Origin of the sequence: Lentibacter algarum, from assembly GCF_040580765.1 — a bacterium.
In the GTDB taxonomy this organism is placed as follows: domain Bacteria; phylum Pseudomonadota; class Alphaproteobacteria; order Rhodobacterales; family Rhodobacteraceae; genus Lentibacter; species Lentibacter algarum.
Window position 1 is genome coordinate 156,033 of the sequence record NZ_CP158687.1, and the last position, 24,228, is coordinate 180,260.

The following is a 24,228-nucleotide window of genomic DNA, read 5'->3' on the forward strand; positions in this document are numbered from 1 at the left end:
TCTGGTGACAAAATGTCTAAATTTCTTGGAGTTGCTTTTGCTGGTGTGCTCGGCGCAGCTTTTGTTGGTGTCGACTATTCTCAACAGTCCGCTGTTGCAGGTGTCCCATTGGGACAGTTCGGGATTGCAGACTATATCGCCACATATGAGGCCCGACTGAAAGCGCCCAAACCCGATAGCGCATCCGAAATTATGTCGGCAGAAATTCAGCAGGAATTGCAAAATGATGTTGCGGATCGTGTGGCCGCATCTCAAATCAAGGCAACTGTCGCTCAGAACGCGCAGGCCGAAGTTTCCCAAGGCGCAACAGCATCGCAGACAGATAAGCAAAACCCCTACCGCGAAGAATCCGCAGACAAGATCATCTACCGTTTTCCCGAAGCCTTCCTGAAATCACTCAAACTTGATCAGGGTTCGCAAGACGGTCAGGTTGGTAAAATGCTTGTCGAGGTCGAAGCCATGGAGTCTTTGCCCGCTCGTAGCTGTGAGATGGATCTGAAAGCAGTCACCATTACTTGCCTTAAAGCAGGGATTGCTCCCCTGTCTGTTATTCAGGCGCAGGGGCTGCACAAGCAGATCGACGATAGCCGCTTTTCCCGCGTTGATATCCGTGAAACGCGCAAGCGCGCAGCCGAATTGATTGAGATCGAAAAGGCTGAAGGACTCCCTGCAGGGAGCTGTGTTGTGAACGAGAAATACGCCAGTGTTTGCTACATGACCGCCGATGGCCCCAATGCCAATTCGGACCCCTTTAGCAAAGGTCCTCGACTGAAAATTTATTTTGACGGGCCGCTTGCAGCAAAAGGGCTTTCGGGCGAATTGCAGAGTTATTCCGAAGAGCAGATCGTGACGGTTATGGAGAGCAAATGGAACTTTGGGGCGGGCAGTTGCCGTATTGACGCGAACAAAGAGGCGATGGTTTGCCTGCTGTCACTGACCTCGTCCTCGGTAAAACCGAAAGTGAACCAAGGGCTCAACAGCGGTACCGCTGCGCAGGAAGCGTTCAAACCAAGCTTTGGCTTAAGAAAAAGCGGCAGCTGTGGTGCTGGGACGTTTTGCAAAGCAAACAAATAATATGCCTTATGCTTCCAACGCGCGTTACTGGCGCGTGGCGGCCTCATACCCCTTCTCGAACGGCGCGATCAAAGCCCATATGGTGATATTTTATTGGAGCCAGTCCGCTTGCTCTTATGATTGGCACTCTGAGAGTCGTTTTTATCCCTAACCAGTCGGGAGTCTGCCTCGCGTCGGCAAAGGTTTGCGTCATATCATGTGCAACGCATGCCTATGGAGTCGGCTCATGAAAACCCAAGTTAAAGCTCTTGTTGTCGGAGGCGGTGCTGTTGGCACCTCTATCGCTTATCACCTCGCAAAAGCGGGTTGGGACGATGTTATGCTCATCGAACGTGATGAGCTTACCTCTGGTTCCACATGGCATGCTGCTGGCCTTCTACCACTCTTCAACATGTCTTATGCCACGACGCATATTCATCAATATTCTGTTGAGTTTTACAAACAGCTCGAAGCTGAAACAGGCCTGAATGCAGGCTTCGCGGTTGTTGGAAACTTGCGTATGGCGCAGACGCAAGAGCGTATGGACGAATATATGCTCTATGCCTCGACAGCAGAAACTTGTGGTGTGTCCTATGAATGGCTAACCCCTGATCAAATCAAGGAACGCTGGCCGCTGATCCGCACCGAAGACCTTAAGGGTGCGATTTATCACAACACTGACGGCTACATTAATCCAGCCGATGTAACACAGGCCATGGCCAAGGGAGCGCGCCAGCGCGGTGTGATGATCGAACGGAAGTGGCAGGCTGATGCCTTCCATTGGAATGGCACCCACTGGGAAGTGACACTTTCCAAGATGGTTGAAAAGGGCGGCAACCTTGTCCCGTCTGACGAACAAATCGTCATCACAGCCGAGCACGTTGTAACGGCGTCAGGCAATCACGCGCAGCGCACGGCAAAAATGCTGGGCATCAAGATGCCCGCTATCCCCGTTGAGCACCAGTTCATCGTGATGGATCAAGACCCTGAGCTTGTTAAGTTCCGCGCCGAGGGCGGTGTTGAGCATCCTGTTATCCGCGATGCGGACGCGCAGTCTTATGTGCGCGAGGAGCGCGGTGGCTGGATCCTTGGCGTCTATGAGAAAAACGCGCCCGCTGTCTTTGAGCATGGTGTCCCTGACAGCTTCCGCGCTGATCTATTTCCGCTCGCGCTGGACCGTATCGAAGAGCAGTATATGGCGATGATTCACCGTATTCCTTCGTGTGAGGAAAGCGGTTTGAAAGACGATTTCAACGGTCCAATTTGCTACACGCCAGACGGAAACCCGCTCGTTGGGCCAGCGCCAGGACTGCACAATATGTGGCTTGCGGAAGGCTTTAGCTTTGGCATTACAGCTGCGGGTGGTACCGGCTATTACCTTGCGCAGATGATGGTTGAGGGCGAAGCCGAGATCGACATGGCAAGCCTTGATCCCAAGCGTTATTCTTCCAACTGGATGACCACAGAATTTGCCGCGCGCAAAAACGAAGAATGCTATGATCACGTTTATATTCTGCACCACCCTGACGAAGAGCGCCCTGCGTGTCGCCCGCTGCGCACGGCGCCAGCGTATGAGCGCCAGAAGGCACGTGGCGCACAGTTTGGCTTTGTGAACGGTTGGGAGCGGCCCAACTATTATGGCCCGCTTGATGCCGCAGATAACTTTGACCATGATGCCCGCTCTTTCCGCCGTGGTGGTTGGTGGCAACATGCTGTGGATGAAGCCAAAGCGATCCGTGAAGGTGTTGGCCTGATTGATGCGACGGCCTTTAGTAAACATGTTGTCAAAGGGCCCGGCGCAACGGCGTTTCTGGACTGGTTTACCTGCAACAAGCTGCCAAAAATTGGCCGTATCAATCTGACTTACGCCCTGACAGCCCATGGCACCACGCGCACCGAATATACCATCGTGCGCAATGGAGAGAACAACTATTACCTCGTTTCTGCAGGGGCTTGGACGGAGTATGATGCGGACTATCTGCGCAAGGCTGCAGAGAGCAAGATGGACGACTTTGGCTACATCGAAATTCAGGATGTGACGAGCCAGTGGGGCGTCTTTGCGATTGCGGGTCCAAAGTCGCGTGATGTGTTGAAGGCCGTGATCAACGATGCTGACCCAGAAACTGCGCTCACAAACAAGCGCTTCCCTTGGCTATCTGCAAAGCAAATTGAGCTGGGTATGTGCCCTGTAAATGCTATCCGAGTGGCGTATACAGGCGAGCTCGGCTGGGAACTGCACCACCCGATCGAAATGCAGAACTACCTGTTTGATCTGCTTGAGAAAGCAGGGGAGCCGCATGGTATGCAGCTTGTTGGTGCACGTGCACAGAACTGGCTACGGCAGGAGAAAAGCTACCGTGCCTTTGGCAACGAGCTTGGCCGTGATGCGACACCTGCCGAGGCGGACTTGCCGCGGTTTATCGATCTTGAAAAAGAGTTCCATGGCAAAGAGGCGATGGTGGAAAAGGGCATTCGCTCGAAGGCATGCACCTTGCTTATTGACGGGCCATCTGATGCAGACCCTTGGGGCCGTGAAGTGCTCTATACTGAAGATGGGACACGCGTGGGGCGTTTGACGTCTGGCGGCTATTCGGTTGCTTTTGAGACATCGATCGGCATGGGCTATGTGAAGCCAGAGCTGGCAGTCGAAGGCACGAAGCTCAAAGTCAAAATGCAGGACAAGCTTTGGGATGCGGTTGTGACATGCGACAGCCCTTATGACCCCAAGAACGAGACGATCCGCAAGGACGGCTGAGAGAACTCGAATTTGCTTTGCAAATCCGACTGTGTGGGGGCTTTGTCCGCACACAGTCGGGATTGTTAGGGAAAGAAAAAAGACACAGTTGCGGCTTAGCGGGCGCGACTTTTGAGCCAGTTCTGCCAATCTTTCCGTGATCCATTGAACAGATTGATATCCACTGCGCCGTCTATACCGTCGATGACACCTGTGCTGGTGTATTGCCAGAAGTGCCAATCTTGTCCGGCGTAGACTTCTGCGGGTGTTTTGGCCGTAGAACGCAGCCAGAACTCTTCTCCTTTGAGGCGGCCAAGGTCGTTTTCTTTGAAGAAAACAGGTGTCGTGTAAATTATGGGACGCTGGCCGTAATGCTTTTCGAGCATCGCCATGAATATACTCATGTTGCGACGGACTTGCCCCGCTGGTGGGCGCAGTTTGCAGCTTGGAGAGAACGGATTCCATTCCATATCAAGGACGGGCGGCAGTGCGCCCTTGGACTTGGGCACATTTTTGATGAACCAACGGGCCTGCACGCGGGCCGGCGTACAAAAGTAGTAGAAGTGGTAGGCGCCGACGGGGACATTTGCGCGCCGTGCACCGCGCCAGTGAGACGCGAACATAGGGTCCAGCAAATCACCACCTTCTGTGGCTTTAACAAAGGCGAAGCTGACGCCAGCCTTATGGGCTTTGCGCCAGTTTATACTGTCTTGAAATCTCGCGGCGTCGATGCCGTGAATCGGGAATTGGTGTGGCGCGGGCGCATTGAAGACGACGGGGTCATTGTCGTCAAACCGGGGCCCCGCCAAGGCTGGCGAGCTGAAGAGCAATAAGAACAGGATACACAGACGCACCATCGGCAACACCCAAAACAAGACGAGTGTTGCCAAGGTCAGGGCTTATTGACTGTGGGTCAACAGTGTTGCTCCGCAAGCTCTCCAGCTCGGCGGATCAACGCTTTGCGAAGTCGTCTTTTGTGACGACGCCATCACTATTTTTGTCAATTTGGGCGAACCAATCTGGCACAGAGGCGATGAACTCCTCGCGGCTCACCTGACCGTTGCTGTCCTGATCGGTGTACTCCCGCGCCATTCCATTGGCAGGATTGTTCTTGCCCTTGCCAGCACCCATTCCGTTCTCTTTCATGTCGTTGGCGCGGGCTTCGTCGAATTGATCGTATTCTTCGGCGTTCAAGATATCATCGCTATCGGCATCAAAGGCATTAAATACATCCGCGCGGCGCTCTGTGGCCTCTTCGAGGGTAACAATTGCGTCGCCGTTTGTGTCCCAGTTTTCGATAAAATGTGCGCCAGGATTGCCGTGGCCGCTTGCGAAGGCGGTGCTTGCAGTCAAAAGAATGGCGGCAGTGGTGAGAAAGGGTTTCATTGTATGTCCAATTTTTGTTTCTGAGCGTCAAACGCCGCTCGGTCTGAATTCCGTCGCACTTTTATTGGGCGAGCTCATCAAAGCACTCAAGCGCTTTGGCGGCATACATCATGGCTGGTCCCCCACCCATCTGGATGGACATTGCGAGGACGTCGCTCACTTCGTCGCGGCTTGCGCCCGATTTGATCAATGTTTCGACATGGAGAGCGATACAAGCATCGCATTGTTTCACAACGGCGATACCCAAGGCTACAAACTCTTTTGTTTTGAAGTCGAGCGTTCCACCCTCTTTGACGGCCTTTCCCAAGGCGCCGAAAGCACGGGTTGTGTCTGGAATGGTTTTATTCAATCCGCGGAGCTGATCGCGGGTGCTGTCAAGTTTGGCTTGCCAAGTCATATTCTGATCCTTCGATGTATTTTTCGAAGGAAGACCACGAGTATTGCTTGTCAGCTTTGACCTAGATCAGAAAGGTCGCGTTGCGACGAAGGAAATATTGTTTGACGGCATTTCCAAAACTTGAACAAGGTCCATACCCGAGGTGTGGATCCAGTCGATCACGTCCCAATCGTCTTTATAGCCTACATCTGGGTCTTGGGCCTGAAGTTTTGCGTGAAACTCAGCGTCACCCGCTGATGTGGTTTCGCCATCGCGCATGAAGGGGCCATAGATATGGAAAACCCCTTGGGGTGCCAAGGCTTTACCCGCCTCCGAGATCAGCGTTTGGGCTTCAGTTTTACTGATCAGGTGGAGTAGATTTGATAGGGTGATTAGGTCTTGGCCAGCATGTGCGGCTCCCCAGCCTTTTTGAGTGGCGTTGAGGGGGATGGCGGGCAAAATGTTGAGCTCGCCTGAATGCTCAGCCCAAGCATTAACGCTTGTTAAGCGGGCTGCATCGATTTCGGTCGGCTGCCAGACGAGATTGGGGAGGCGCCCCGCAAAAATAGCAACGTGCTGACCTGTGCCGCTGGCGATTTCGAGAGCTTGCCCTGCTTTTGGTGCATGGTGGGCGAGGACATCAGCAATGGGCTCGATGTTGCGTGCGGCAGACGGGGAGTAAAGGCGTCCGTTGCCTTCATCTTCGGCATACCCAGAAACAGCGGAGAGATCGCGAGGTGTGCTCATTGGGCAAACCTTTCAGGGCTGAGCGCAGCGCAGGTCTTGGCGTCAAGCTGGCGTGCCTGTCCGAGGATCAGATCAGCGGCCAGCTGGCTTGCTGCGGGCGCCGTTTGGAAGCCATAGCCTCCCTGACCAGCGTGCCAGAAAAAATCAGGAGCGTCGGTATGAAAGCCGATCGTCAGAGCGCGATCAGGTGAGAAGGTGCGCAGGCCCGCCCAATTTGCCTCGATCCGTGTAACGGGTTCTGTCACGAGCTCTTCGTATCGGGCCAGACCTTCTGCAAGTACCATATCGTCGGCCCAAGCATCCATGGGCAGCATCGGGTCTTCTTCTGCGGGAGATACAATCAGCGAGCCTGCATCAGGCTTGGCGTACCAACTTTCGCCAACGCCAAAGAACATAGGCCAGGTTGAGACATCGTGCCCGCCAGGCGCGGGGATGCGAGCCATCGACCTACGAAGGGGGGTAAAACCGATTGGGGCAAGGCCGGCCAGCGTGGCGATCTCATCAACCCAAGCGCCGGATGCATTGACAATGAGCTTTGCTTGATAGCTGTCGAGGGGTGTTTCAAGGACCCATCCCGCGCCATTGCGTGCAATAGATTTCACGGGAGCGCCGAGTTTGATCTCGCCGCCATGTGCGCGCAGCTCACGAGCAAAATCCTGTACCATGCGGTCGGTATCAATATCCCACGCGGCGGCGTGATAGGAGGCGTGAGCGAGTTTTTCGGGGTTGAGGATTGGCAGCATTTTGAGAGCTTCAGCCGGGCTTATGACTTCAAGGCCGAGGGTCTCACTGTCTTTTTGGAAGGCGTCAAATTCGTCAACGCGTGCAGTGATCATGAGGCCTCGTGGGCTTAGATATCCGCCGTTTGCTGTATGAAAATAGTCACTGCTCGCTTTGCTGAGAGCGACCGTGGTGGGCAGACCATAGTTGCTCTCATATAGCGCGGCAGAGCGGCCAGAGGCATGATAGGCGAGTGCTGTTTCCGCTTCGAGCAACAGCACTTTGGCGTGGGGGGCTAGACGCGCGGCGACTGATGTGCCTGCGATTCCACCGCCGATAACGATAATGTCGTGCATTCGATTTGCTCCTGTTACGAGACACTTCTGGCACAAGCTGTGGCACAAAAAAAGCCCCGCCGTGAGGCGGGGCTTTGTGATTTTAACCTAGTGAGGCTTATTGTGGAATTTCGCCTTCGATGCCTTCAACGTAGAAGTTCATACCTGCAAGCGTTCCATCGTCAGCTGTCTCACCTTCGGCGAGCCAAGCAGAACCGTCCTGTTTGTTGATCGGGCCAGTGAACGCGTGGTAGCTGCCATCTGCGAGAGCGGCTTTCATGGCAAGCGCTTCGGCTTTTACATTGGCTGGTACTTTGTCTGTGATTTCACCAATTCCAACCATGCCAGCGCCGATGCCGTCCCATGTGCTCATTGTTTCCCATGTTCCGTCCATCACGGCTTTTGTGCGCGCGATGTAGTAGGGCGCCCAATCATCGATGATTGATGAAACGCGTGGGCCATCCTTAAACTCAGCCATGTCAGACGCTTGACCGAAGCCAACAACATTGCCAGCTGCAGCTGCGGCTGCGAGTGGTGCTGTTGAGTCGGTGTGTTGAAGGATCACATCTGCGCCTTGTTCGATCAGAACTTTGGCGGCATCTGCTTCTTTGGCCGGGTCAAACCATGTGTAGGCCCAAACAATTTTGAACTCCACGTCAGGGTTTACTTTGCGCGCGTGAATGAAGGCTGAGTTGATGCCGCGGATAACTTCGGGGATCGGGAACGAACCGATGTAGCCGATGATGTTGCTTTCCGTCATGTTGCCAGCGATGTGGCCCTGAATTGCACGACCTTCATAGAAGCGTGCCGAGTAAACAGAGACGTTTTCGGCAGTTTTGTAGCCTGTTGCATGCTCAAATTTCACGTCAGGGAATTTCTTCGCGACATTGATCGTTGGATCCATGTAGCCAAAAGACGTTGTGAAAATCAGATCGGCGCCTTGCAGGGCCATTTGTGTCATCACACGCTCGGCGTCTGCGCCCTCTGGGACGCTTTCAACGAAAACGGTTTCGACTTTATCGCCGAACTCCGCTTCGACAGCGAGGCGGCCTTTGTTATGCTCATAGGTCCAGCCGCCGTCGCCGACGGGGCCAACATAGACAAAGCCGACTTTGGTTTTGTCTTCAGCGAAGGCACTTGTGGCCATGCCGAGCGCCACGGCAGCTGTGGCGAGAAGGTGAGTAAGTTTCATAGTCTGTGGTCTCCCAGGTTGGATTCTGTGGTTAACTTAAAGCATTAGCTCGAGGCGTGGAAGATGCGACCGAGTGAAGCCGGTGCGCGTGATTTGTCAGCGGACATAATCACAAGCACAAGGATTGTGATGATATAAGGCGACATCGACAAGTATTCGACAGGAATTGCGACACCTGCTGCCTGTAAATTAAGCTGTAAAACGGTCACGCCGCCGAAAAGCCAAGCACCGAGCAAAACGCGCCATGGCTTCCAGCTGGCAAATACGACTAACGCGAGGGCGATCCAGCCTGCGCCCGCTGTCATACCTTCTGTCCATTGTGGAACACGAATGAGGCTGATGTAAGCACCGCCAAGGCCAGCACAGGCTCCGCCGAACATGATTGCCAGCACGCGAATGCGCACAACTTTGTAGCCAAGTGCATGTGCGGCATCGTGGTTTTCTCCGACAGCACGCAGCACAAGGCCAACGCGGGTGTACTTGAGTGTGGCCCAGACGGCAGCAACAAGAGCTATACCGAGATAAACGATGGCATCGTGGTTGAAGAGCACTGTGCCCAAGAAGGGCAAATCCGAAAGGATCGGTATGTCGAGCTTGGGAGTCGACGGGGGCTTTAGCCCGACATAGTCCTGCCCCAAGAGCGAGGATAGGCCGAGGCCAAAGAGCGTCAATGCGAGACCGGATGCGACCTGATTGGCCAAGGCATATTGCGTGAGAAGTGCGAAGAGAAATGACAGTGCTGCGCCACCAATGGCTGCGAATACGAAGCCCAAGGCTGGTGAGCCTGTGATGATTGTTGCCATGAAGCCGCAGATCGCTCCAGTGATCATCATCCCCTCAACGCCTAGGTTAAGTACGCCCGCGCGCTCGACAACGAGCTCGCCTATGCCAGCCAGCAAGATGGGTGTAGCGGCCACGAGCAGTGATGCGATTAGAAGGGCGGGATTGATTGCAGACAGGTCCATTACAAAGCCTCCGTCTTTACGCGTTTGATGCTATAATTTGTGAGCAAATCGACGGCGAGTAGAAAAAAGAGCAGCATGCCTTGGAACAGCTGAATTGCTGCTGCTGGGAGCCCAAGATTTGCTTGGGCAATTTCACCACCGATATATGTGAGAGCCATAAGAAGGCCTGCAAAAAGGATGCCGACAGGATGTAAGCGTCCGAGGAAGGCGACGATGATCGCTGTAAAGCCATAGCCTGTGTTAAAATCAATGCTGATCTGTCCCGCAGGCCCCGAGACTTCGAACATGCCTGCAAGCCCAGCCAGCGCACCTGACATGCCGAGGCAAAAGAGGATCAGGCGCGTCGGATTGACCGAGGAAAACTTAGCTGCACGCGGCGCTTCCCCTGTCAGGCGGATAGAAAAGCCCAGCATGTGACGATTAAGCAGGATATAGGCGAAAATGACTGCGATAAACGCTGTCAGGACACCCCAGTGCATGCCCGAACCTGTGATGATTTCGTCGTTGAAGGCGCTTGGGTAGTCTTTCAAGTTGCGCGAGCCTGGGAAGCCGTGGCCGTCTGGGTTTTTGAGTAAGCCCAGTGACATCGAGGCGAGAAGCTGCTCGGCGACATAGACGAGCATCAACGAAACAAGAATTTCATTGGTTTGAAACTTTACTTTTAAGAGCGCAGGAATCATCGCCCAAGCCCAGCCACCAAAGGCGCCTGCGGTTATCATTAGCGGGAAGATATACCAAGCCTCCATTGGGTAAAACGCAAGGCCCACGCCTGCACCACAGATGGCTCCAACGATATACTGGCCTTCTGCGCCAATGTTCCAAATCCCCGCTCGAAAGCCCAGTGAAAGGCCGATTGCGATCAGGATCAGGGGGCCACCTTTGACGAGAAGCTGGGGGCGATAATAAAATGCAAACTCACCAAAGAGTGGATCCCAGAAGATGGTTCGGATGGCCTCAAAAGGGTTTTTCCCAAGAGCCATAAAGAGTAGGCCGCCTGCGATCATCGTAGCGATGATGGCGAGTATTGGGGTGAGGTAAGCAAAAGCCTTGGATGGCTGCGGGCGTTTTTCGAGTTTAAACATGGGCCACCTCCATTCCGTGGGCCCCGCCCATCATGAGGCCGATTTCATCGATGGTAAGGCCTTGGGTTGGGCGGGTTTCTGTGAGGCGGCCCTCGTTGAGGGCAGCAAAATTATCGGCTACTTCCATCAGTTCGTCGAGGTCTTGGCTGATGACAATGACGGCCGTGCCGCCCGCTGCCAGATCAAGGATCGCTTGGCGGATACTCGCAGCGGCGGAGGCATCAACGCCCCATGTGGGCTGGTTGACGATCAGCACATCGGGGTCTTGCAAGACCTCACGCCCTATCACAAATTTCTGCAAATTGCCGCCAGAAAGCGAGCGTGCAGCATTGTCTGGGCCAGGGGTGCGGACATCAAATTTTTCGATGATTTCCTCAGCAAAACTGCGAGCTTTGGCCCACTTCAGGAAGCCACGACTTGACAGCCCGCGGCGTGTGTTGCCAGTAAGGAGGGCGTTTTCTGTCAGGCTCATGTTGGGAGCGGCGGCATGGCCTAGGCGTTCTTCTGGGGCAGTAAGAAGCCCGCGCATGCGGCGGGCATTGGGGGCCAACTGCCCTATGGGTTCGCCCTTGAGCTTAACGGCGTCATGGGCTGTCCGTATCTCTCCTGACAGTGCCAGCAGGAGTTCGTCTTGACCGTTGCCAGCTACACCGCCAATGCCGAGCACTTCTCCTGATCGCAGACGCAGGTGAATGTTGCGCAAGGGCGTCCCGAAGGCGCTCGGCGAGGGTATGGAAAGTCCTGATATATCAAGGACTACATCGCCAAGTGCAGCGCCTGCGCTTTTAGGGGTCTGGAGTTCTGTTCCGACCATGAGCTCGGCCATATCGCGGGCACTGGTTTCGGCGGGGATGCAGGTTCCGACATTTTTGCCAAGCCGCAGGATTGTGGCGGCGTCGCATAGGGCGCGAATTTCTTCGAGTTTGTGAGAGATATAAAGGATCGCCACTCCCTCGGCTGTGAGTTTGCGCAGGGTTTCAAAGAGGATTTCAACCTCCTGCGGCGTGAGAACCGAGGTAGGCTCATCCATGATCAAGAGCTTAGGGTCTTGTAGCAAACATCTAATGATCTCAACGCGTTGCCGCTCGCCTGCTGAGAGGTCTCCAACGGTTTTATAGGGGTCAAGCGGGAGGCCGTAGTCTTCCGAGACGGTGCGGATTTTCTCGGCCAGATCACGCATCGCTGGTGGTTGCTCCATTCCAAGCGCAATGTTTTCGGCGACATTCAAGGCGTCAAAGAGCGAGAAATGTTGAAACACCATGGCCACGCCTGAGGCGCGGGCGGCGCGGGGTTCGGGGGGTGCGAAGGGCGCGCCATTCATCAGCATTGTGCCACTGTCGGGCTTTACGAGGCCGTAGATCATTTTGACGAGTGTCGACTTGCCAGCGCCATTTTCTCCAAGCAAAGCATGTACTTCGCCGTATTTTATCTCAAAAGAAACACTGTCGTTTGCCACGACACCGGGGTAGGCCTTGGTGAGGCCCTCTATCTTAAGCAATGTCCCTGTCACGCAGTTTTCCTTTCCGGGTTGCCCCATCGGATGCGCTTTATTTGTTGCGGGTCATCAAATGCTGAAAGCCTGTTTCATGCAAGATTCGAATGGCCGCCGTCTTGGTAAGCTCTTTCAATGATTTGGCGAAAGTCGAAAAGTTAATTCGTTAATACGGGAGAAATAACAGGGGGTGATATGCGTGCACAACCCGTGCACAATCCGTACACCGCCTGTTTGTTAATTTTTTGGGCGAAAAATGTATAACGCGGCGTTCGGTGGGCCGCACTGAGAGGGGTTGTGGGGGCATTGCCGCCTTTATGTTAACTCTGGCGGAGCATGGAAATTGTCGCGCCATGCCACGAGGCACAAGACGGGCGTCTCAAACGTCTCCATGGCATGGGGTTGGTTGCTTGTGTGGAACGAGGTGTCCCCTTCGAGAAGCTCCTCTTCGGGGCAGCCCTCGCGCCTGAAGGCCGCAGACCCTGATACAACCATATACATCTCTTCTGCGGGGTGGTTGTGCCATGGGTAATAGAGATGCGGTGGCATGTAGACCATCCAGAGGCGTATGGACTTTGATGTGAAGGGAGCATCATCGCCTATGATACAGTAACATCCGAAGCGAGCCATGAAGTCATCACTGATATCAGTGCCTTTGTAGGTGTCGCGCCAATGAACAACTTCGCTTGCGTTGCGGATTGCTTGTTGAAGGTCGTGATACCGTTCTGATCGAAGACCTGTGTCATTCAAGAAAACGTCACAACAGTGTTCATGTAGTGGTGCAACGGCCTGTGGTTCGATGTCATCCGGAAAGGGCGCAAAATTGATCATATCGGTGTTGCCGCAATAGGCTGCTTGCACCGTACGAAGCAAAGTCTGGGTGATGTTTTCGTGTTCCATAGGTTGACGTTTGAGCAGTGGTCAGCCGTGGTCTTGTAGGGCAGCGACATCGATGTCGGGCATTTGACATGTTGAACGTCGCAATCGGAGGTTTGCTTGGGCTCTGGCCTGCGGAGCTTGGGGTTGGCCCCTGCGCACAGGCCGCAGCGGGGGCCAACCCCCGCACCCCCGGGATATTTAGAGAAAGAGGAAACGACGGCGACGGGCAAACTGTGATGTGGGCGTGCGTCTTGATGCTTTTCAGTCTGGCGTTGGGGGGCTAGGTTGCGCTCATGAGCAATACACCCCGATTCATTCATTTGCGCGTCCATACCGAATACTCTCTTTTGGAGGGGGCGGTGCGGCTGAAGAAGCTGCCACAGCTTTGTGCGGATATGGGCATGCCTGCTGTCGCGGTGACGGACACGAATAATATGTTCTGTGCGCTTGAATTCTCGGAAGCGGCCAAGGGCGCGGGGCTTCAGCCGATCATCGGCTGTCAGGTTGATCTGGGGTATCACAAGCTTGAGCCCGGTGAGCGGCCACGCCCACCAGCGCCGATCGTTTTGCTGGCCCAAAGCGAGGCGGGCTATGAGCATCTGATGAAGCTCAACTCCTGTCTTTATATCGACAAGGGCGGCGAGCTGCCTCAAGTGACGCTGGCGGAGCTGCGCGAGCATTCTGGCGATCTGATTTGTTTGACCGGCGGGCCAGACGGGCCTGTGGGGCGGCTTTTGCGCGCGGGGCAAGACCCTGCGGCGCAGGCGCTGATGGATGCGTTGGCGGATATGTTTGGCGACAGGCTCTATGTTGAGCTTCAGCGCCATCCGTCTGAAGACGGAAGCACGCCAGAGGCTGAACGCCTGACTGAGCGCGGCTTTGTCGAGATGGCGTATGCTATGAACCTTCCGCTTGTGGCGACCAATGATGTCTATTTCCCGAAGTCGAGCATGTATGAGGCGCATGATGCTCTGATCTGTATTGCTGATGGTGCCTATGTGGACCAACAGGACGACCGCCGCCGCCTCACGGCGCAGCATTACATGAAGTCACCCCGAGAGATGGCTGTCTTGTTTGCCGACTTGCCAGAGGCGCTCGACAACACCATCGAGATTGCCAAGCGCTGCGCCTTTAAGGCCTATAAGCGTGATCCGATCTTGCCGAAATTTGCCGATGACGAGGTTGTCGAGCTGCGCCGTCAAGCGAATGCGGGTTTGCAGGCGCGGCTGGCTGTTATTCCGCATGCTGTGTCTGTTGAGGACTATCAGAAGCGGCTCGACTTTGAGCTCGATATTATTGAGGGCATGGGGTTTCCGGGCTATTTTCTGATCGTTGCGGACTTCATCAAGTGGGCCAAGGACAATAACATCCCTGTTGGGCCTGGCCGAGGCTCGGGCGCGGGCAGTCTTGTGGCCTATGCGCTCACGGTGACGGACCTTGACCCCTTGCGATACTCGCTGCTGTTTGAGCGGTTCTTGAACCCTGAACGGGTGAGCATGCCCGACTTTGACATCGACTTTTGCATGGATCGCCGTGAAGAAGTGATCCGCTATGTGCAGGAGAAATATGGCCGCGATAAAGTTGGCCAGATTATTACTTTTGGTGCGCTGCTCTCCAAGGCGGCTGTGCGCGATATTGGCCGCGTGTTGCAGATGCCTTACGGGCAGGTCGACCGACTTAGCAAGATGATCCCTGTGGAAGGGGTGAAGCCTGTCAGTATTGAGAAAGCTTTGGCGGACGAGCCGCGCCTGCGCGAAGAGGCGAAGAACGAAGAAGTTGTCGCGCGCTTGCTTGACTATGGACAGCAGGTTGAGGGGCTTTTGCGGAATGCTTCGACCCATGCGGCGGGTGTTGTTATTGGCGACCGTCCTTTGGACGCGCTTGTGCCGCTGTATCAAGACCCGCGCTCGGACATGCCAGCGACGCAGTTTAACATGAAGTGGGTCGAGCAGGCGGGGCTCGTGAAGTTTGACTTCTTGGGCCTGAAGACCCTGACAGTGATCCAGAACGCTGTGGACCTTATCCACGCTGAGGGGCGTGATTTGCACCAAGCCGCGGATGGCACGCAGCTTTATCAGCCGCCTGCGGGGGCGGAGAACGATATTGGTGCAATTCCGCTGGATGACGCCAAATCATACGAGCTCTATGCGCGGGCCAAGACTGTGGCTGTGTTCCAAGTGGAAAGTTCGGGGATGATGGATGCGCTCAAGCGCATGAAGCCGACTTGTATCGAGGATATTGTTGCGCTTGTGGCGCTGTATCGCCCCGGCCCGATGGAGAATATTCCGACATATTGTGAAGTGAAGAATGGGCTGAAAGAGCGCGAGTCTGTGCATCCGTCGATTGACCATATCCTTGAAGAAACGCAAGGGATCATTGTTTATCAAGAACAGGTTATGCAGATTGCTCAGGTTATGGCGGGTTATAGCCTTGGTGGCGCTGACCTTTTGCGCCGTGCGATGGGTAAAAAGATCGCTGAGGAAATGGCCAAAGAACGCCCCAAGTTTGAAAAGGGGGCGATGGAGAATGGTGTCGACAAGAAGAAGGCATCTGAGGTTTTTGACTTGCTCGAAAAATTCGCCAACTACGGTTTCAACAAATCGCATGCGGCGGCCTATGCTGTGGTTAGCTACCAGACCGCTTGGCTGAAGGCGAACCACGCTGTCGAGTTTATGGCTGGCGTGATGAACTGCGATATCCATCTGACTGATAAGCTGGCTGTCTATTTTGAAGAGGTTCGCAAGGGGCTCGAGCTGAAGTGGGAGCCGCCTTGTGTGAACCGTTCGGCGGCGACATTTACGGTTAAAGACCAAGTGCTGCATTATGCGCTGGGGGGGCTGAAGAACGTCGGTGTGGAGGCGATGAAGCTGATCACCGAGGCGCGCGGCGATGCGCCTTTTGTGACGCTGTTTGACTTTGCACGGCGGGTGGACCTCAAGCGTGTGGGCAAACGTCCTCTGGAGATGCTGGCGCGGGCGGGGGCATTTGATGTGCTGGATCGCAACCGCCGCCGTGTGTTTGACAGCCTTGAAGGGCTGATGGCGTATTCGGCGGCAGTGACCGAGCAGAAGAACTCCAACCAAGTGAGCCTGTTTGGTGAGGCGGGGGATGATCTGCCGGAGCCTCGGCTTTCGCCTGTGCAGGACTGGCTGCCTGCGGAGCGGCTTGGCGAGGAGTTTAAGGCTGTTGGCTTCTACCTTTCGGGGCATCCGCTTGACGACTATATGGCGCCGCTCAAGCGCAAGCAGGTGATCACGCTGGAAGAGGTTGAGGCGCGCGCGCAGGGCGGGCCGTTTCTCGCCAAGATGGCGGGTGTGATTGCTGGGCGCCAAGAGCGCAAATCGGCGCGGGGGAACCGCTTTGCCTTTGTGCAGCTTTCGGACGTGAGCGGGGCCTATGAAGTCACCGTCTTCAGCGATACGCTCGAAAAAGCTCGCGAGTATCTCGAAGTGGGTGCGAAAGTCGTTGTGACTTGCGAGGCCACGATGGAGAGCGACCAGCTCAAGCTTTTGGCGCGCAGCTTTGCACCGATTGATGCGGTGGTGGCGGATGCGGGGCAGACGGGGCTTAAAATTTTTGTGGAAGATCAGGGCGCGATCAGTGCGGTGGCCGAAGTGCTGGCGAATGCGGCCAAGGCAGCGCAGGGCGCGGGTAAAGGGCCTCTGCATTTCTGCCTGATGGATCCGAGCCTACCAGGCGAAGTTGAGCTGACGGCGGGACGCGACTTTCCGATTTCGCCGCAGATCAAAGGCGCGATCAAGAGCTTGTCGGGGGTTGTCGAAGTTCAGGATATCTGAGGCCAGCAGGAAACCGCGGAATATTTACCAAGATTTATCCGTGCTGGACCGATGGTTACCAAATGGTTAAGACGCGTGAAAGGGAGAGGGTAAGCTTCATGACGCGTTGGCTTTTATGTTTGTTTTTGGTTGCTGTGACTGCTGGCTGCTCTGACCCTTTGAGCAAAATGACGCGGCTTGCGGATGTGGAGCTTCAGGAAAGCTCTGATGTGGCGTCTGCTGTGGCTCTGCCGAGTGCTGCGCAAGATGAACGTCCGCTTTTTGAACGTCTGTTTAGCACACCAGAAGACCCTGTCGCCGATGCGGTCGATGAGGCGGTTAAGAGCCTTGAGGGCGAGGCGGAATCGAGTGCTGAGTTTGCCCCAGCCTTGCCGCTGACCGAAGGCGAGGCCCTTGCTGATGAAACGACAGGCGCAATACGAGATGAAACAGATGTGGCCGCTGTAAGCGAAGACGCGCAGCCACGCTCGCTTTTTGGCTTTTTGAAGCCGAAACAAAACGAAAAATCGCGCCCGGAAAATGCGGCAAAAGAATTGGCCGAAGCGGAGAAGCTTGCGCCTGAAGCCGAGGTTGTGGAGGCGTCCTTTACACCAGAAACAGAGGCGCGCGAACCGCGCAGAGGCGAGGGGCTCTTCAGCCGTAAGAAAGCCGATGTGCTGACAGGACCAGATGCGCAAGAGATTGCGCCGGGAACACCGCTGGCCTTTGGCGAGATTGCGCGGGTTTGCGCCTTGCCCAAAGCCGAGATGGGCCGACAAGTCGAGACGGCGGGAAAATACCGCCTTTATGACAGCGCAGTGGGTAGTACGGAACAACGCCCCTTTTTCATCACAGGATTTGACGATGGCTGCCCTCGTCAAGTGACGGGAGCGCTGGCGCTTTTTGCGAGTGCACAAAGCCACGAAATGATGCGCTATGGCGCGCCATGGAGGGGCAAACCGTACTCAGAGACAGACAAAGCTTATGAGGCTGCCAAGAAAGACATTTGCGGCGTGGGCAAAGGCAAGCCTTGTGGCGCGAAGATGGGCCAGCTGGAAAAGACCACGGCCTTTATCACGGTCTATGACCGCTTTGTGGATGCGCTCAGCTGGCGCAACGTGCTTTTACACGATGGTGCTGTCCTTGCGATGGAGTGAGGGCTCTGCTCTCGAGGCTCCATAACGATGGTTTTAATGTGGTTTAGTAATGTGGTGGGCGTTCGTCGCCGCCGAAGATATGTGCGCCTTCGGAGCGGTTGCGGCTGGCCTCTGCGTCCAGCAGGATTTGGACCTGCCGCGTGAGCAAGGCGATCTCTGTGTCTTGGCGCGCGATCACTGACGAAAGCTCGTCTGTTGTGCGCTCAAGGTGCGCGATTTTTTCTTCAAGAGATTCCATGGCGTTTCTTTAGCGGGTTTCTGATCTGCATCATAGCCCCGCTTTCAGGAGGCTGACAGACTTGGGCTGTTGAATTGGTTTGGAGGTATTGAGATGCGCAAATTTATGATCGCTTTATTGGGGGCCAGTGTCTTGGCGGGCGCGGCTGAGGCCTATGACGGGGAGCAATTTGTCGTCTGCAAGCTTAACCCGCTGGGTGATAACTTTCTGGCGCTGCGGAGTTGTGGTTCTACCAGCTGCGATGTGATCCGCAAACTGGGGCCGGATACCTTTGTGATCACCATGGAACCCTATGCGACAAACGGTTGGCGCGAGGTGATTGTGCAGCAATCCTCGCAAGATTGGTCTTATGCAGGTGTAAAGGGCTGGGTTTATGGCAAATATATTTGCCATGTCGATTTAAGCGAATAAGGCTCTGTTCTTGCTCCTTGGGGCTTGATCCTTTAGAGCCTGCTCACAAGAATTTAGACCGTTTCAGGCAAGGACACCCCGATGGCCAAGGAAAAGAAAGCCCCACGCCCCAAGGCGCAGACGCCCAAGGGCTTCCGCGACTATTTTGGCGAGGATGTGAGCCAGCGCGCAGAGATGCTGCGCGTGATCACAGGGGTGTATCACCACTACGGGTTTGACGCGCTGGAGAGTGCCGCTGTTGAGACGGTTGAGGCGCTGGGCAAGTTCCTTCCCGATGTGGACCGCCCAAATGAAGGCGTCTTTGCTTGGCAGGAGTTTGACGAGGACGATAAAGGCGACTGGCTGGCCTTGCGCTATGATCTGACTGCGCCTTTGGCGCGGGTCTATGCGCAGCACCGCAACGACCTTCCGACGCCTTACCGCCGTTATGCTATGGGCCCTGTCTGGCGCAACGAGAAGCCAGGACCAGGGCGCTACCGCCAGTTTTATCAGTGTGATGCGGATACGGTTGGCACGGCCTCTGTTGCTGCTGACGCCGAGATCTGTGCGATGCTCAGTGATACGCTGGAGAAGGTTGGAATTGCGCGCGGCGATTATATTGTGCGGGTGAATAACCGTAAGGTTCTCAACGGTGTGCTGGAGGCGATGGGCGTGTCTGATGCGGGGCAGCAAGCAGACGTGCTGCGCACCATCGACAAGTTTGACAAAGTGGGAGAGGCCGGCGTGCGCCAGCTTCTGGGCAAGGGGCGTTTGGACGCGTCTGGCGCTTATATTGATGGCGTAGGCTTGAGTGATGCGCAGGCAGAGCCTGTTGTTCAATTCCTGATTGCGAAGGGCGCGAGCAACGCAGAGACGCTTGAAAACTTGCGCGGTGCTGTTGGCGAAAGTGCGATTGGCGCGGAAGGCATTGGCGAGCTCGCCGAGATTGCGGGGCTTCTTGAGGCGCAGGGCTATGGCGCGGACCGTATTGTGATTGACCCGAGCGTTGTGCGCGGCCTTGGCTACTATACTGGCCCTGTTTACGAAGCCGAGCTGACCTTTGAAATCTTGGATGAAAAGGGCCGCAAGCGGCAGTTTGGCTCTGTTGCGGGCGGCGGACGGTATGACGATCTTGTAAAGCGCTTTACGGGGCAGGCTGTGCCCGCCACGGGCGTCTCGATTGGTGTGGACCGCTTGCTTGCGGCGCTGCGCGAGAAGGGGCGGATCGGCGGCAAAGCGGCTGGGCCTGTTGTTGTGACAGTCATGGATAAGGCGCGGATGGCGGAGTATCAGGGGATGGTCGCGGAGCTGCGCCAAGCGGGGATCAGAGCCGAGGTTTATCTGGGCAACCCCAAGAGCTTTGGCAACCAACTGAAGTATGCGGACAAGCGCGAGAGCCCTGTGGCGATCATCGCGGGCTCTGACGAGCAGGAGCGCGGTGTGGTGCAGATCAAAGATCTGATTTTGGGCGCGAAAATTGCCGAGAATGCCACCCATGAGGAGTGGAAAGAGCGGCCCAGCCAGTTTGAAGTGCCAAGGGCCGAGCTTGTGAGCAAGGTTCGCGAAATTCTGAGCGGGCAGGACTGAGTATGCCAGAGGGAATGGCCAAACGGGCAGAGGCGGCGCGGGTGCGCGCTATGTTTGAAGCGGCGGGCGCGTTGGCTGTGGAGGCCGCAGTGCTCCAGCCAGCGGAGCTGCTGCTCGACCTCTATGGAGAAGACATCCGTGCGCGGGCTTATGTGACGTCCGACGCTTTACGCGGGGAGCAGATGCTGCGGCCCGATTTTACCGTGCCTGTTGTGCAGATGCATATGCAGCACGGTGCGGAGCCAGCGCGCTATACCTATTCGGGCGAAGTATTTCGCCGTCAGGAAGACGACGGAAACCGCGCCAATGAATATCTGCAAGTCGGGTATGAAATCTTTGAACGCGATGCGCCACATGAGGCGGATGCGGAAGTCTTTGCGCTGATTTCTTCTGTTTTGCGCGGCTTGCCTGTGCGCGCAGCAACGGGTGACATCGGAATCCTCATGGCGGCGGTTGAAGGGCTGAGCACGACCGAGCGGCGCAAGGCAGCGCTGCGGCGGCATATCTGGCGGCCACGGCGCTTTCGCGCCTTGATGGAGCGTTTCTCGGGGCGGGCAGATGTTCCTGCGAGCCGAGTGGCTTTGCTGGCGGCGGAAGATGCGTTTGCGGAGGCTGGCCCCGCGATCGGGCTGCGAACGCGGCACGAAGTGGAGGCGCGGATTGCCGCTTTGCGCAAGGATGAGGCGGCTGGGCCGCTCTCGCAAGGCGACGTTGAGCTGATGGAAGCGATTCTGGCTGTGCAGGAGACGCTGCCCAATGCGGTCGAGCAGCTGAGCGATATTGCGGTGGATATGCCAGCGATTGCGGATGCTGTTGATGGTCTGGCAAAGCGCACACGCGCTCTTGCCGCGCGCGGCGTCGATGTTGCGCAGCTTTCGTTTGAGGCCAGTTATGGCCGCGCGTCGATGGAGTATTATGACGGTTTTGTTTTTGGCTTTTATGCCGAGGCGCGGGCCGATTTGCCGCCTGTCGCGAGTGGCGGGCGCTATGATGCGCTCACGCGCCAGCTCGGGCAAGGAGCCGAAATCCCTGCTGTTGGGGGTGTTGTCCGCCCCGGCCTGATGCTGGGTCTCAAGGAGGGCACGCTATGAGCCTTAAGCTGGGTGTGCCGTCCAAAGGGCGGTTGATGGAAAAGACGTTTGACTGGTTTGCCGAGCGCGGCGTGCGTCTTGCGCTGGCGGGGGGCGAGCGGGAATATGCGGGCCGTGTTGATGGGATCGATGGTATCGAGCTTGTGCTCCTCTCGGCGGGTGAAATTCCGCGTGAGTTGGCGGCAGGGCGAATTCACCTCGGTGTCACAGGAACAGACTTGATCCGTGAGAAGCTCGGCCAATGGGAGCAGCGTGTCGAGGAGCTGGCAGAGCTTGGCTTTGGTCATGCGGACCTGATTATCGCTGTGCCGCAGGCTTGGGTTGATGTGGACACGATGGACGACCTTGACGCTGCCGCCGCTGCATTCCGCGCGGAGCATGGTTTTCGTCTTCGGATTGCGACGAAGTATCACCGGCTTGTGCGCGAGTATCTACGCGACTGTGGTGTGGCGGACTACCAGCTTGTCGACAGCCAAGGGGCGACCGAAGGCACTGTGAAAAACGAGACAGCGGAAGCCGTGGCAGATATCACCTCGACGGGAGATACGCTGCGCGCGAACCATCTGAAAATCTTGAGTGATGGGCTTATCTTGCGCAGCTCTGCTACGCTTTACCGCGCGCGCAATGCGGAGATGACTGGCGAAGAGCGCGCCGCGCTGGCGGCGCTTCAGGAGCGTTTAGGCCTCTGAGGGGCGCGGCAGATCTTTGAGCGTTTCTTCGGGGGCATCGGCCTCAAGTATGTCTTCTACCTTGTCCTTGAGCATGTTCTTCAATGTCTCTGTGGCCTTGCGGCTGTAGTTGCGCTGAACAAGTGGATCTGGCGTGCGCGCGAGGCCAGCGGCGTTTGGCAGGGCTACGAAACCGTCCCGAACCATACGGCTCTGTAGGGTTGCGGCGGCGTCTTTGGCTATGCCGAGGTCGCGGGCGATGTTGCGCGCCGAGCTTGCGCCTCTGAGACGCGCGTTGAAGACTGCCAAGCCATACATAAACTCGTTTGCCACAGGGGCTGCAGCGGCCACGGGAGCGGCGGCCAAAGGCATGGCAGGAAGCAGGGGCATGAGCCCTGCTGCGGAGGCGGTTCTGAGAAAACTACGTCTATCCATAGTAGATATATGGGGGTGAACCCCTTAATTGCGAGTCATTCGCAATAATTTTTTGTGAGGGTGCTGGTCAGGCGGCAGATGGTCGGCCGCCTGATTGCAAGGTTTAGCTTTCGCCGAAGCCCTTTGGGATTGGCAGGGGCGCAAGCGTTTTTGCGCGTTTTTGCAGGCTGCGGCCGATCACAACACGGCTGATCTCGGTTGTGCCATCGACGATGCGTAGCATTTGGGCCAGACGCGAGAGACGGTCGAGGCCATAGGGCTGCAAAAGGCCCATACCGCCGAGAACCTGTGTGCATGTGTTGGCTGCTTTGACGGCAGCGTCGGGCACGAAGCGCTTGGCGTGGGCCGCCATGAGGGGGCCTTCTGGCGTCCCCAGTGCGTTGGCGGCGGCACGGTAGAGCAGCTTTGAGGCTTCGAGATCGGTTGCGACTTCGCCGAGCATCCATTGGATGCCGTCGAGATCGAGGTTCTTGCCGCCGAACATTTTGCGATTGGACGAGTAGGCTAGAGCTGTGTCGAGCGCGGATTGCATCAGGCCGCAGCAGCCAGAGGCAATGGAAACGCGGGCAATATCGATCGCCATGAGCGAGCCTTGAAGGCCTTGACCGATGGGCAGGATAATATTGTCTTCGCTGACAACCACGTCCTTCATATACATTTCTGACATTGGCAGGAAATTGTAGGACGGCGTCTCGTAAAGGGGGCCGAAAGTCAGGCCGGGCGTGTCCGCGGGGATCGCGATCATGGCCATGTCTTTGTGGCCGGGCTGGTCAGTTGTTTTGACGACAGTGAAGTAGATATCAGCTTCGCCCGCGAGGCTGACCCACGCTTTGGCCCCGTTTATCGTCCATGTGCCATTGTCATTGATCACGGCACGAGAATACATATTGGTTGCGTCCGAGCCTGACTGTGGCTCGGTCAGGGCGAAGTTGGCCAGCTTGCGGCCAGAGGTGAGCTCCTTGGCCCATGCAGCTTTGAAGGCGTCAGTGCCATAGCCGCATCCAGCAAAGGTGCAGATGTTGTGCATCGACAGTGCGAAAGCGTAGGCGCCATCGCCACGGCCCAGTTCTTCATACACGCGAATGCCTTCGCCCAAGGGGAGGCCTTGGCCACCGAACTCTTCGGGAGCGTAGAGGCCTGTGAGGCCGAGCGCGCCCGCTTTGTCGGAGGCTGCGCGTGGCCAGACGGCGGCGGCGTTCCACGCGTCTACATTTGGGGCGATGTCTTCGGCGCAATGGCGGCGTGCGGCGTCGAGGATTGTCTCGATGGATTGTGTCACTTGTTGAACTCCTGAAGCTGATACATGTGTCGATTTCAAATGTCTGACAATTGAGTCAGGTTAAAATCAAGTCCCTGAATGTATCGCGACCCAACGTCACAAGCTTTGGCCGGGGGCGTTCGGGCGTTGTTGGGAGTGTTTGAGTTACAAAATGCCGATTTCGGCCAGTGCGCCTGCGAGTTCTGGGGGGAGAGCATCATCGGCTTCGCGGCCTTCGGAGAGGTCGATGGGGGCGTCTTCTGGCTTGAGGTAGCGCCAGCCTTGAAAGGGGCGCTTGAGCGCAGGGGCGGTGCGTGTGATTTCTGGATCAAGTATAAACGCGCAGCGGCGGATACCATCTCCGCCGATCACTTCTTCAAAGCCGAGAACGCGCTGACGGGCTTGAATGGAGCCTTTGATTACCCAGTAGACGCTGCCGCCCGCGAGAATCTCTTCTTCGCGTTTTGGCCACATGCGGGTGATGTGATAGGGCAGGCCGTCTGGATGCGTTGCGGCGCGGGTCTTTTGCCACGCAAGGAGGGAGTCGACTGACTCAGTTCCGACACTGAGCTTCACAATATGTATTACGTTCTTCATATGTTCCCCCTATATGTGGTAGGGTATATTGGTAAAACTGATTCTTCCACACACGTTATCTTGCGTAAGG

At 56.1% G+C, this 24,228-nt stretch carries 22 protein-coding genes; 8 read left to right on the forward strand and 14 right to left on the reverse strand.

What is annotated here, in order from left to right; genetic code table 11:
* Positions 1-12 precede the first annotated feature (12 nt).
* Both DSM117340_RS00705 and DSM117340_RS00710 read left to right on the forward strand, forming a co-directional pair.
* Positions 13-1,074 (forward strand): hypothetical protein, encoded by a 1,062-nt coding sequence (locus DSM117340_RS00705; RefSeq protein ID WP_089887047.1) that lies wholly within the window; start codon positions 13-15, stop codon positions 1,072-1,074.
* Positions 1,075-1,300: 226 nt separating this feature from the next.
* The gene (locus tag DSM117340_RS00710; RefSeq protein ID WP_089887049.1) at positions 1,301-3,808 is read left to right on the forward strand and encodes an FAD-dependent oxidoreductase; all 2,508 of its coding nucleotides are present in this window, start codon (positions 1,301-1,303) and stop codon (positions 3,806-3,808) included.
* A gap of 95 nt (positions 3,809-3,903) precedes the next feature.
* Here the strand turns inward: DSM117340_RS00710 and DSM117340_RS00715 are convergent, their stop codons facing one another.
* The 10 genes from DSM117340_RS00715 to DSM117340_RS00760 form a co-directional block, all read right to left on the reverse strand.
* Positions 3,904-4,677 (reverse strand): GH25 family lysozyme, encoded by a 774-nt coding sequence (locus tag DSM117340_RS00715; protein WP_271437414.1) that lies wholly within the window; start codon positions 4,675-4,677, stop codon positions 3,904-3,906.
* 61 nt (positions 4,678-4,738) lie between these two features.
* Positions 4,739-5,173, reverse strand: a complete 435-nt coding sequence (locus DSM117340_RS00720) for a hypothetical protein (protein WP_089887051.1) — start codon at positions 5,171-5,173, stop codon at positions 4,739-4,741.
* A gap of 61 nt (positions 5,174-5,234) precedes the next feature.
* Complete coding sequence (locus DSM117340_RS00725) at positions 5,235-5,570, reverse strand: carboxymuconolactone decarboxylase family protein (RefSeq protein WP_089887053.1); 336 nt, start codon at positions 5,568-5,570, stop codon at positions 5,235-5,237.
* Positions 5,571-5,636: 66 nt separating this feature from the next.
* Positions 5,637-6,296: a DUF938 domain-containing protein gene (locus DSM117340_RS00730; RefSeq protein ID WP_089887054.1), complete on the reverse strand. Its 660-nt coding sequence runs from the start codon at positions 6,294-6,296 to the stop codon at positions 5,637-5,639.
* Positions 6,293-7,372, reverse strand: coding sequence for an FAD-dependent oxidoreductase (locus DSM117340_RS00735; protein WP_089887056.1), 1,080 nt, complete (start codon positions 7,370-7,372; stop codon positions 6,293-6,295). The genes DSM117340_RS00730 and DSM117340_RS00735 overlap by 4 nt, the downstream gene beginning before the upstream one ends.
* A 97-nt stretch (positions 7,373-7,469) precedes the next feature.
* Positions 7,470-8,543: a BMP family ABC transporter substrate-binding protein gene (locus DSM117340_RS00740; protein ID WP_089887057.1), complete on the reverse strand. Its 1,074-nt coding sequence runs from the start codon at positions 8,541-8,543 to the stop codon at positions 7,470-7,472.
* Between the two features lie 44 nt (positions 8,544-8,587).
* Positions 8,588-9,508, reverse strand: a complete 921-nt coding sequence (locus DSM117340_RS00745) for an ABC transporter permease (protein WP_089887059.1) — start codon at positions 9,506-9,508, stop codon at positions 8,588-8,590.
* Positions 9,508-10,590 carry an ABC transporter permease gene (locus tag DSM117340_RS00750; RefSeq protein ID WP_089887060.1) on the reverse strand — a complete coding sequence of 361 codons (1,083 nt, stop codon included), beginning with the start codon at positions 10,588-10,590 and terminating at the stop codon, positions 9,508-9,510. The genes DSM117340_RS00745 and DSM117340_RS00750 overlap by 1 nt, the downstream gene beginning before the upstream one ends.
* On the reverse strand, positions 10,583-12,100 hold the full coding sequence (locus DSM117340_RS00755) for an ABC transporter ATP-binding protein (protein WP_089888838.1): 1,518 nt from the start codon (positions 12,098-12,100) through the stop codon (positions 10,583-10,585). Before DSM117340_RS00755 ends, DSM117340_RS00750 begins: the two co-directional genes overlap by 8 nt.
* Positions 12,101-12,397: 297 nt before the next feature.
* Positions 12,398-12,982 carry a dimethylsulfonioproprionate lyase family protein gene (locus DSM117340_RS00760; RefSeq protein ID WP_089887062.1) on the reverse strand — a complete coding sequence of 195 codons (585 nt, stop codon included), beginning with the start codon at positions 12,980-12,982 and terminating at the stop codon, positions 12,398-12,400.
* 272 nt (positions 12,983-13,254) lie between these two features.
* On the opposite strand from DSM117340_RS00760, the gene dnaE reads away from it, so the two are divergent.
* A complete protein-coding gene (dnaE, locus tag DSM117340_RS00765; RefSeq protein WP_089887065.1) occupies positions 13,255-16,758 on the forward strand; it encodes a DNA polymerase III subunit alpha in 3,504 nt (1,167 codons plus the stop codon).
* Between the two features lie 98 nt (positions 16,759-16,856).
* On the forward strand, positions 16,857-17,894 hold the full coding sequence (locus DSM117340_RS00770; protein ID WP_089887067.1) for a hypothetical protein: 1,038 nt from the start codon (positions 16,857-16,859) through the stop codon (positions 17,892-17,894).
* Positions 17,895-17,937: 43 nt separating this feature from the next.
* On the opposite strand, the gene DSM117340_RS00775 is transcribed toward DSM117340_RS00770, so the two are convergent.
* Positions 17,938-18,132: a SlyX family protein gene (locus tag DSM117340_RS00775; RefSeq protein WP_089887068.1), complete on the reverse strand. Its 195-nt coding sequence runs from the start codon at positions 18,130-18,132 to the stop codon at positions 17,938-17,940.
* A 93-nt stretch (positions 18,133-18,225) separates the two neighbouring features.
* Here DSM117340_RS00775 and DSM117340_RS00780 point away from each other — a divergent pair, with 93 nt between their 5' ends.
* The 4 genes from DSM117340_RS00780 (at position 18,226) to hisG (ending at position 21,889) form a co-directional block, all read left to right on the forward strand.
* Positions 18,226-18,543, forward strand: coding sequence for an SH3 domain-containing protein (locus DSM117340_RS00780; protein ID WP_089887070.1), 318 nt, complete (start codon positions 18,226-18,228; stop codon positions 18,541-18,543).
* A gap of 81 nt (positions 18,544-18,624) precedes the next feature.
* Positions 18,625-20,109: a histidine--tRNA ligase gene (gene hisS / locus DSM117340_RS00785; RefSeq protein WP_089887072.1), complete on the forward strand. Its 1,485-nt coding sequence runs from the start codon at positions 18,625-18,627 to the stop codon at positions 20,107-20,109.
* A 2-nt stretch (positions 20,110-20,111) separates the two neighbouring features.
* Positions 20,112-21,200: an ATP phosphoribosyltransferase regulatory subunit gene (locus DSM117340_RS00790; protein ID WP_177170595.1), complete on the forward strand. Its 1,089-nt coding sequence runs from the start codon at positions 20,112-20,114 to the stop codon at positions 21,198-21,200.
* Entirely contained in the window at positions 21,197-21,889 is a 693-nt protein-coding gene (hisG, locus tag DSM117340_RS00795) for an ATP phosphoribosyltransferase (RefSeq protein WP_089887074.1), read from the forward strand. Before DSM117340_RS00790 ends, hisG begins: the two co-directional genes overlap by 4 nt.
* On the opposite strand, the gene DSM117340_RS00800 is transcribed toward hisG, so the two are convergent.
* The 3 genes from DSM117340_RS00800 to DSM117340_RS00810 all read right to left on the reverse strand — a co-directional run bounded on the left by DSM117340_RS00800 (position 21,878) and on the right by DSM117340_RS00810 (position 24,158).
* The gene (locus tag DSM117340_RS00800) at positions 21,878-22,258 is read right to left on the reverse strand and encodes a hypothetical protein (RefSeq protein ID WP_143037398.1); all 381 of its coding nucleotides are present in this window, start codon (positions 22,256-22,258) and stop codon (positions 21,878-21,880) included. The two genes, hisG and DSM117340_RS00800, sit on opposite strands and share 12 nt — an antisense overlap.
* 148 nt (positions 22,259-22,406) lie before the next feature.
* Positions 22,407-23,582 (reverse strand): acyl-CoA dehydrogenase family protein, encoded by a 1,176-nt coding sequence (locus DSM117340_RS00805; protein ID WP_089887078.1) that lies wholly within the window; start codon positions 23,580-23,582, stop codon positions 22,407-22,409.
* Between the two features lie 144 nt (positions 23,583-23,726).
* The gene (locus tag DSM117340_RS00810) at positions 23,727-24,158 is read right to left on the reverse strand and encodes a DUF1489 domain-containing protein (protein ID WP_089887079.1); all 432 of its coding nucleotides are present in this window, start codon (positions 24,156-24,158) and stop codon (positions 23,727-23,729) included.
* Between the last annotated feature and the right edge of the window lie 70 nt (positions 24,159-24,228).

What these genes read in the sequence shown, in the direction of transcription:
- DSM117340_RS00705 (WP_089887047.1), top strand. Translation starts at nt 13, where the DNA reads ATGTCTAAATTTCTTGGAGTTGCTTTTGCTGGTGTGCTCGGCGCAGCT.
- DSM117340_RS00720 (WP_089887051.1), bottom strand. Translation starts at nt 5,173, where the DNA reads ATGAAACCCTTTCTCACCACTGCCGCCATTCTTTTGACTGCAAGCACC.
- hisS (WP_089887072.1), top strand. Translation starts at nt 18,625, where the DNA reads ATGGCCAAGGAAAAGAAAGCCCCACGCCCCAAGGCGCAGACGCCCAAG.
- DSM117340_RS00735 (WP_089887056.1), bottom strand. Translation starts at nt 7,372, where the DNA reads ATGCACGACATTATCGTTATCGGCGGTGGAATCGCAGGCACATCAGTC.
- DSM117340_RS00745 (WP_089887059.1), bottom strand. Translation starts at nt 9,508, where the DNA reads ATGGACCTGTCTGCAATCAATCCCGCCCTTCTAATCGCATCACTGCTC.
- DSM117340_RS00800 (WP_143037398.1), bottom strand. Translation starts at nt 22,258, where the DNA reads ATGCCCCTGCTTCCTGCCATGCCTTTGGCCGCCGCTCCCGTGGCCGCT.
- DSM117340_RS00780 (WP_089887070.1), top strand. Translation starts at nt 18,226, where the DNA reads ATGCGCAAATTTATGATCGCTTTATTGGGGGCCAGTGTCTTGGCGGGC.
- DSM117340_RS00740 (WP_089887057.1), bottom strand. Translation starts at nt 8,543, where the DNA reads ATGAAACTTACTCACCTTCTCGCCACAGCTGCCGTGGCGCTCGGCATG.
- dnaE (WP_089887065.1), top strand. Translation starts at nt 13,255, where the DNA reads ATGAGCAATACACCCCGATTCATTCATTTGCGCGTCCATACCGAATAC.
- DSM117340_RS00760 (WP_089887062.1), bottom strand. Translation starts at nt 12,982, where the DNA reads ATGGAACACGAAAACATCACCCAGACTTTGCTTCGTACGGTGCAAGCA.
- DSM117340_RS00725 (WP_089887053.1), bottom strand. Translation starts at nt 5,570, where the DNA reads ATGACTTGGCAAGCCAAACTTGACAGCACCCGCGATCAGCTCCGCGGA.
- DSM117340_RS00790 (WP_177170595.1), top strand. Translation starts at nt 20,112, where the DNA reads ATGCCAGAGGGAATGGCCAAACGGGCAGAGGCGGCGCGGGTGCGCGCT.
- DSM117340_RS00775 (WP_089887068.1), bottom strand. Translation starts at nt 18,132, where the DNA reads ATGGAATCTCTTGAAGAAAAAATCGCGCACCTTGAGCGCACAACAGAC.
- DSM117340_RS00710 (WP_089887049.1), top strand. Translation starts at nt 1,301, where the DNA reads ATGAAAACCCAAGTTAAAGCTCTTGTTGTCGGAGGCGGTGCTGTTGGC.
- DSM117340_RS00750 (WP_089887060.1), bottom strand. Translation starts at nt 10,590, where the DNA reads ATGTTTAAACTCGAAAAACGCCCGCAGCCATCCAAGGCTTTTGCTTAC.
- hisG (WP_089887074.1), top strand. Translation starts at nt 21,197, where the DNA reads ATGAGCCTTAAGCTGGGTGTGCCGTCCAAAGGGCGGTTGATGGAAAAG.
- DSM117340_RS00730 (WP_089887054.1), bottom strand. Translation starts at nt 6,296, where the DNA reads ATGAGCACACCTCGCGATCTCTCCGCTGTTTCTGGGTATGCCGAAGAT.
- DSM117340_RS00770 (WP_089887067.1), top strand. Translation starts at nt 16,857, where the DNA reads ATGACGCGTTGGCTTTTATGTTTGTTTTTGGTTGCTGTGACTGCTGGC.
- DSM117340_RS00810 (WP_089887079.1), bottom strand. Translation starts at nt 24,158, where the DNA reads ATGAAGAACGTAATACATATTGTGAAGCTCAGTGTCGGAACTGAGTCA.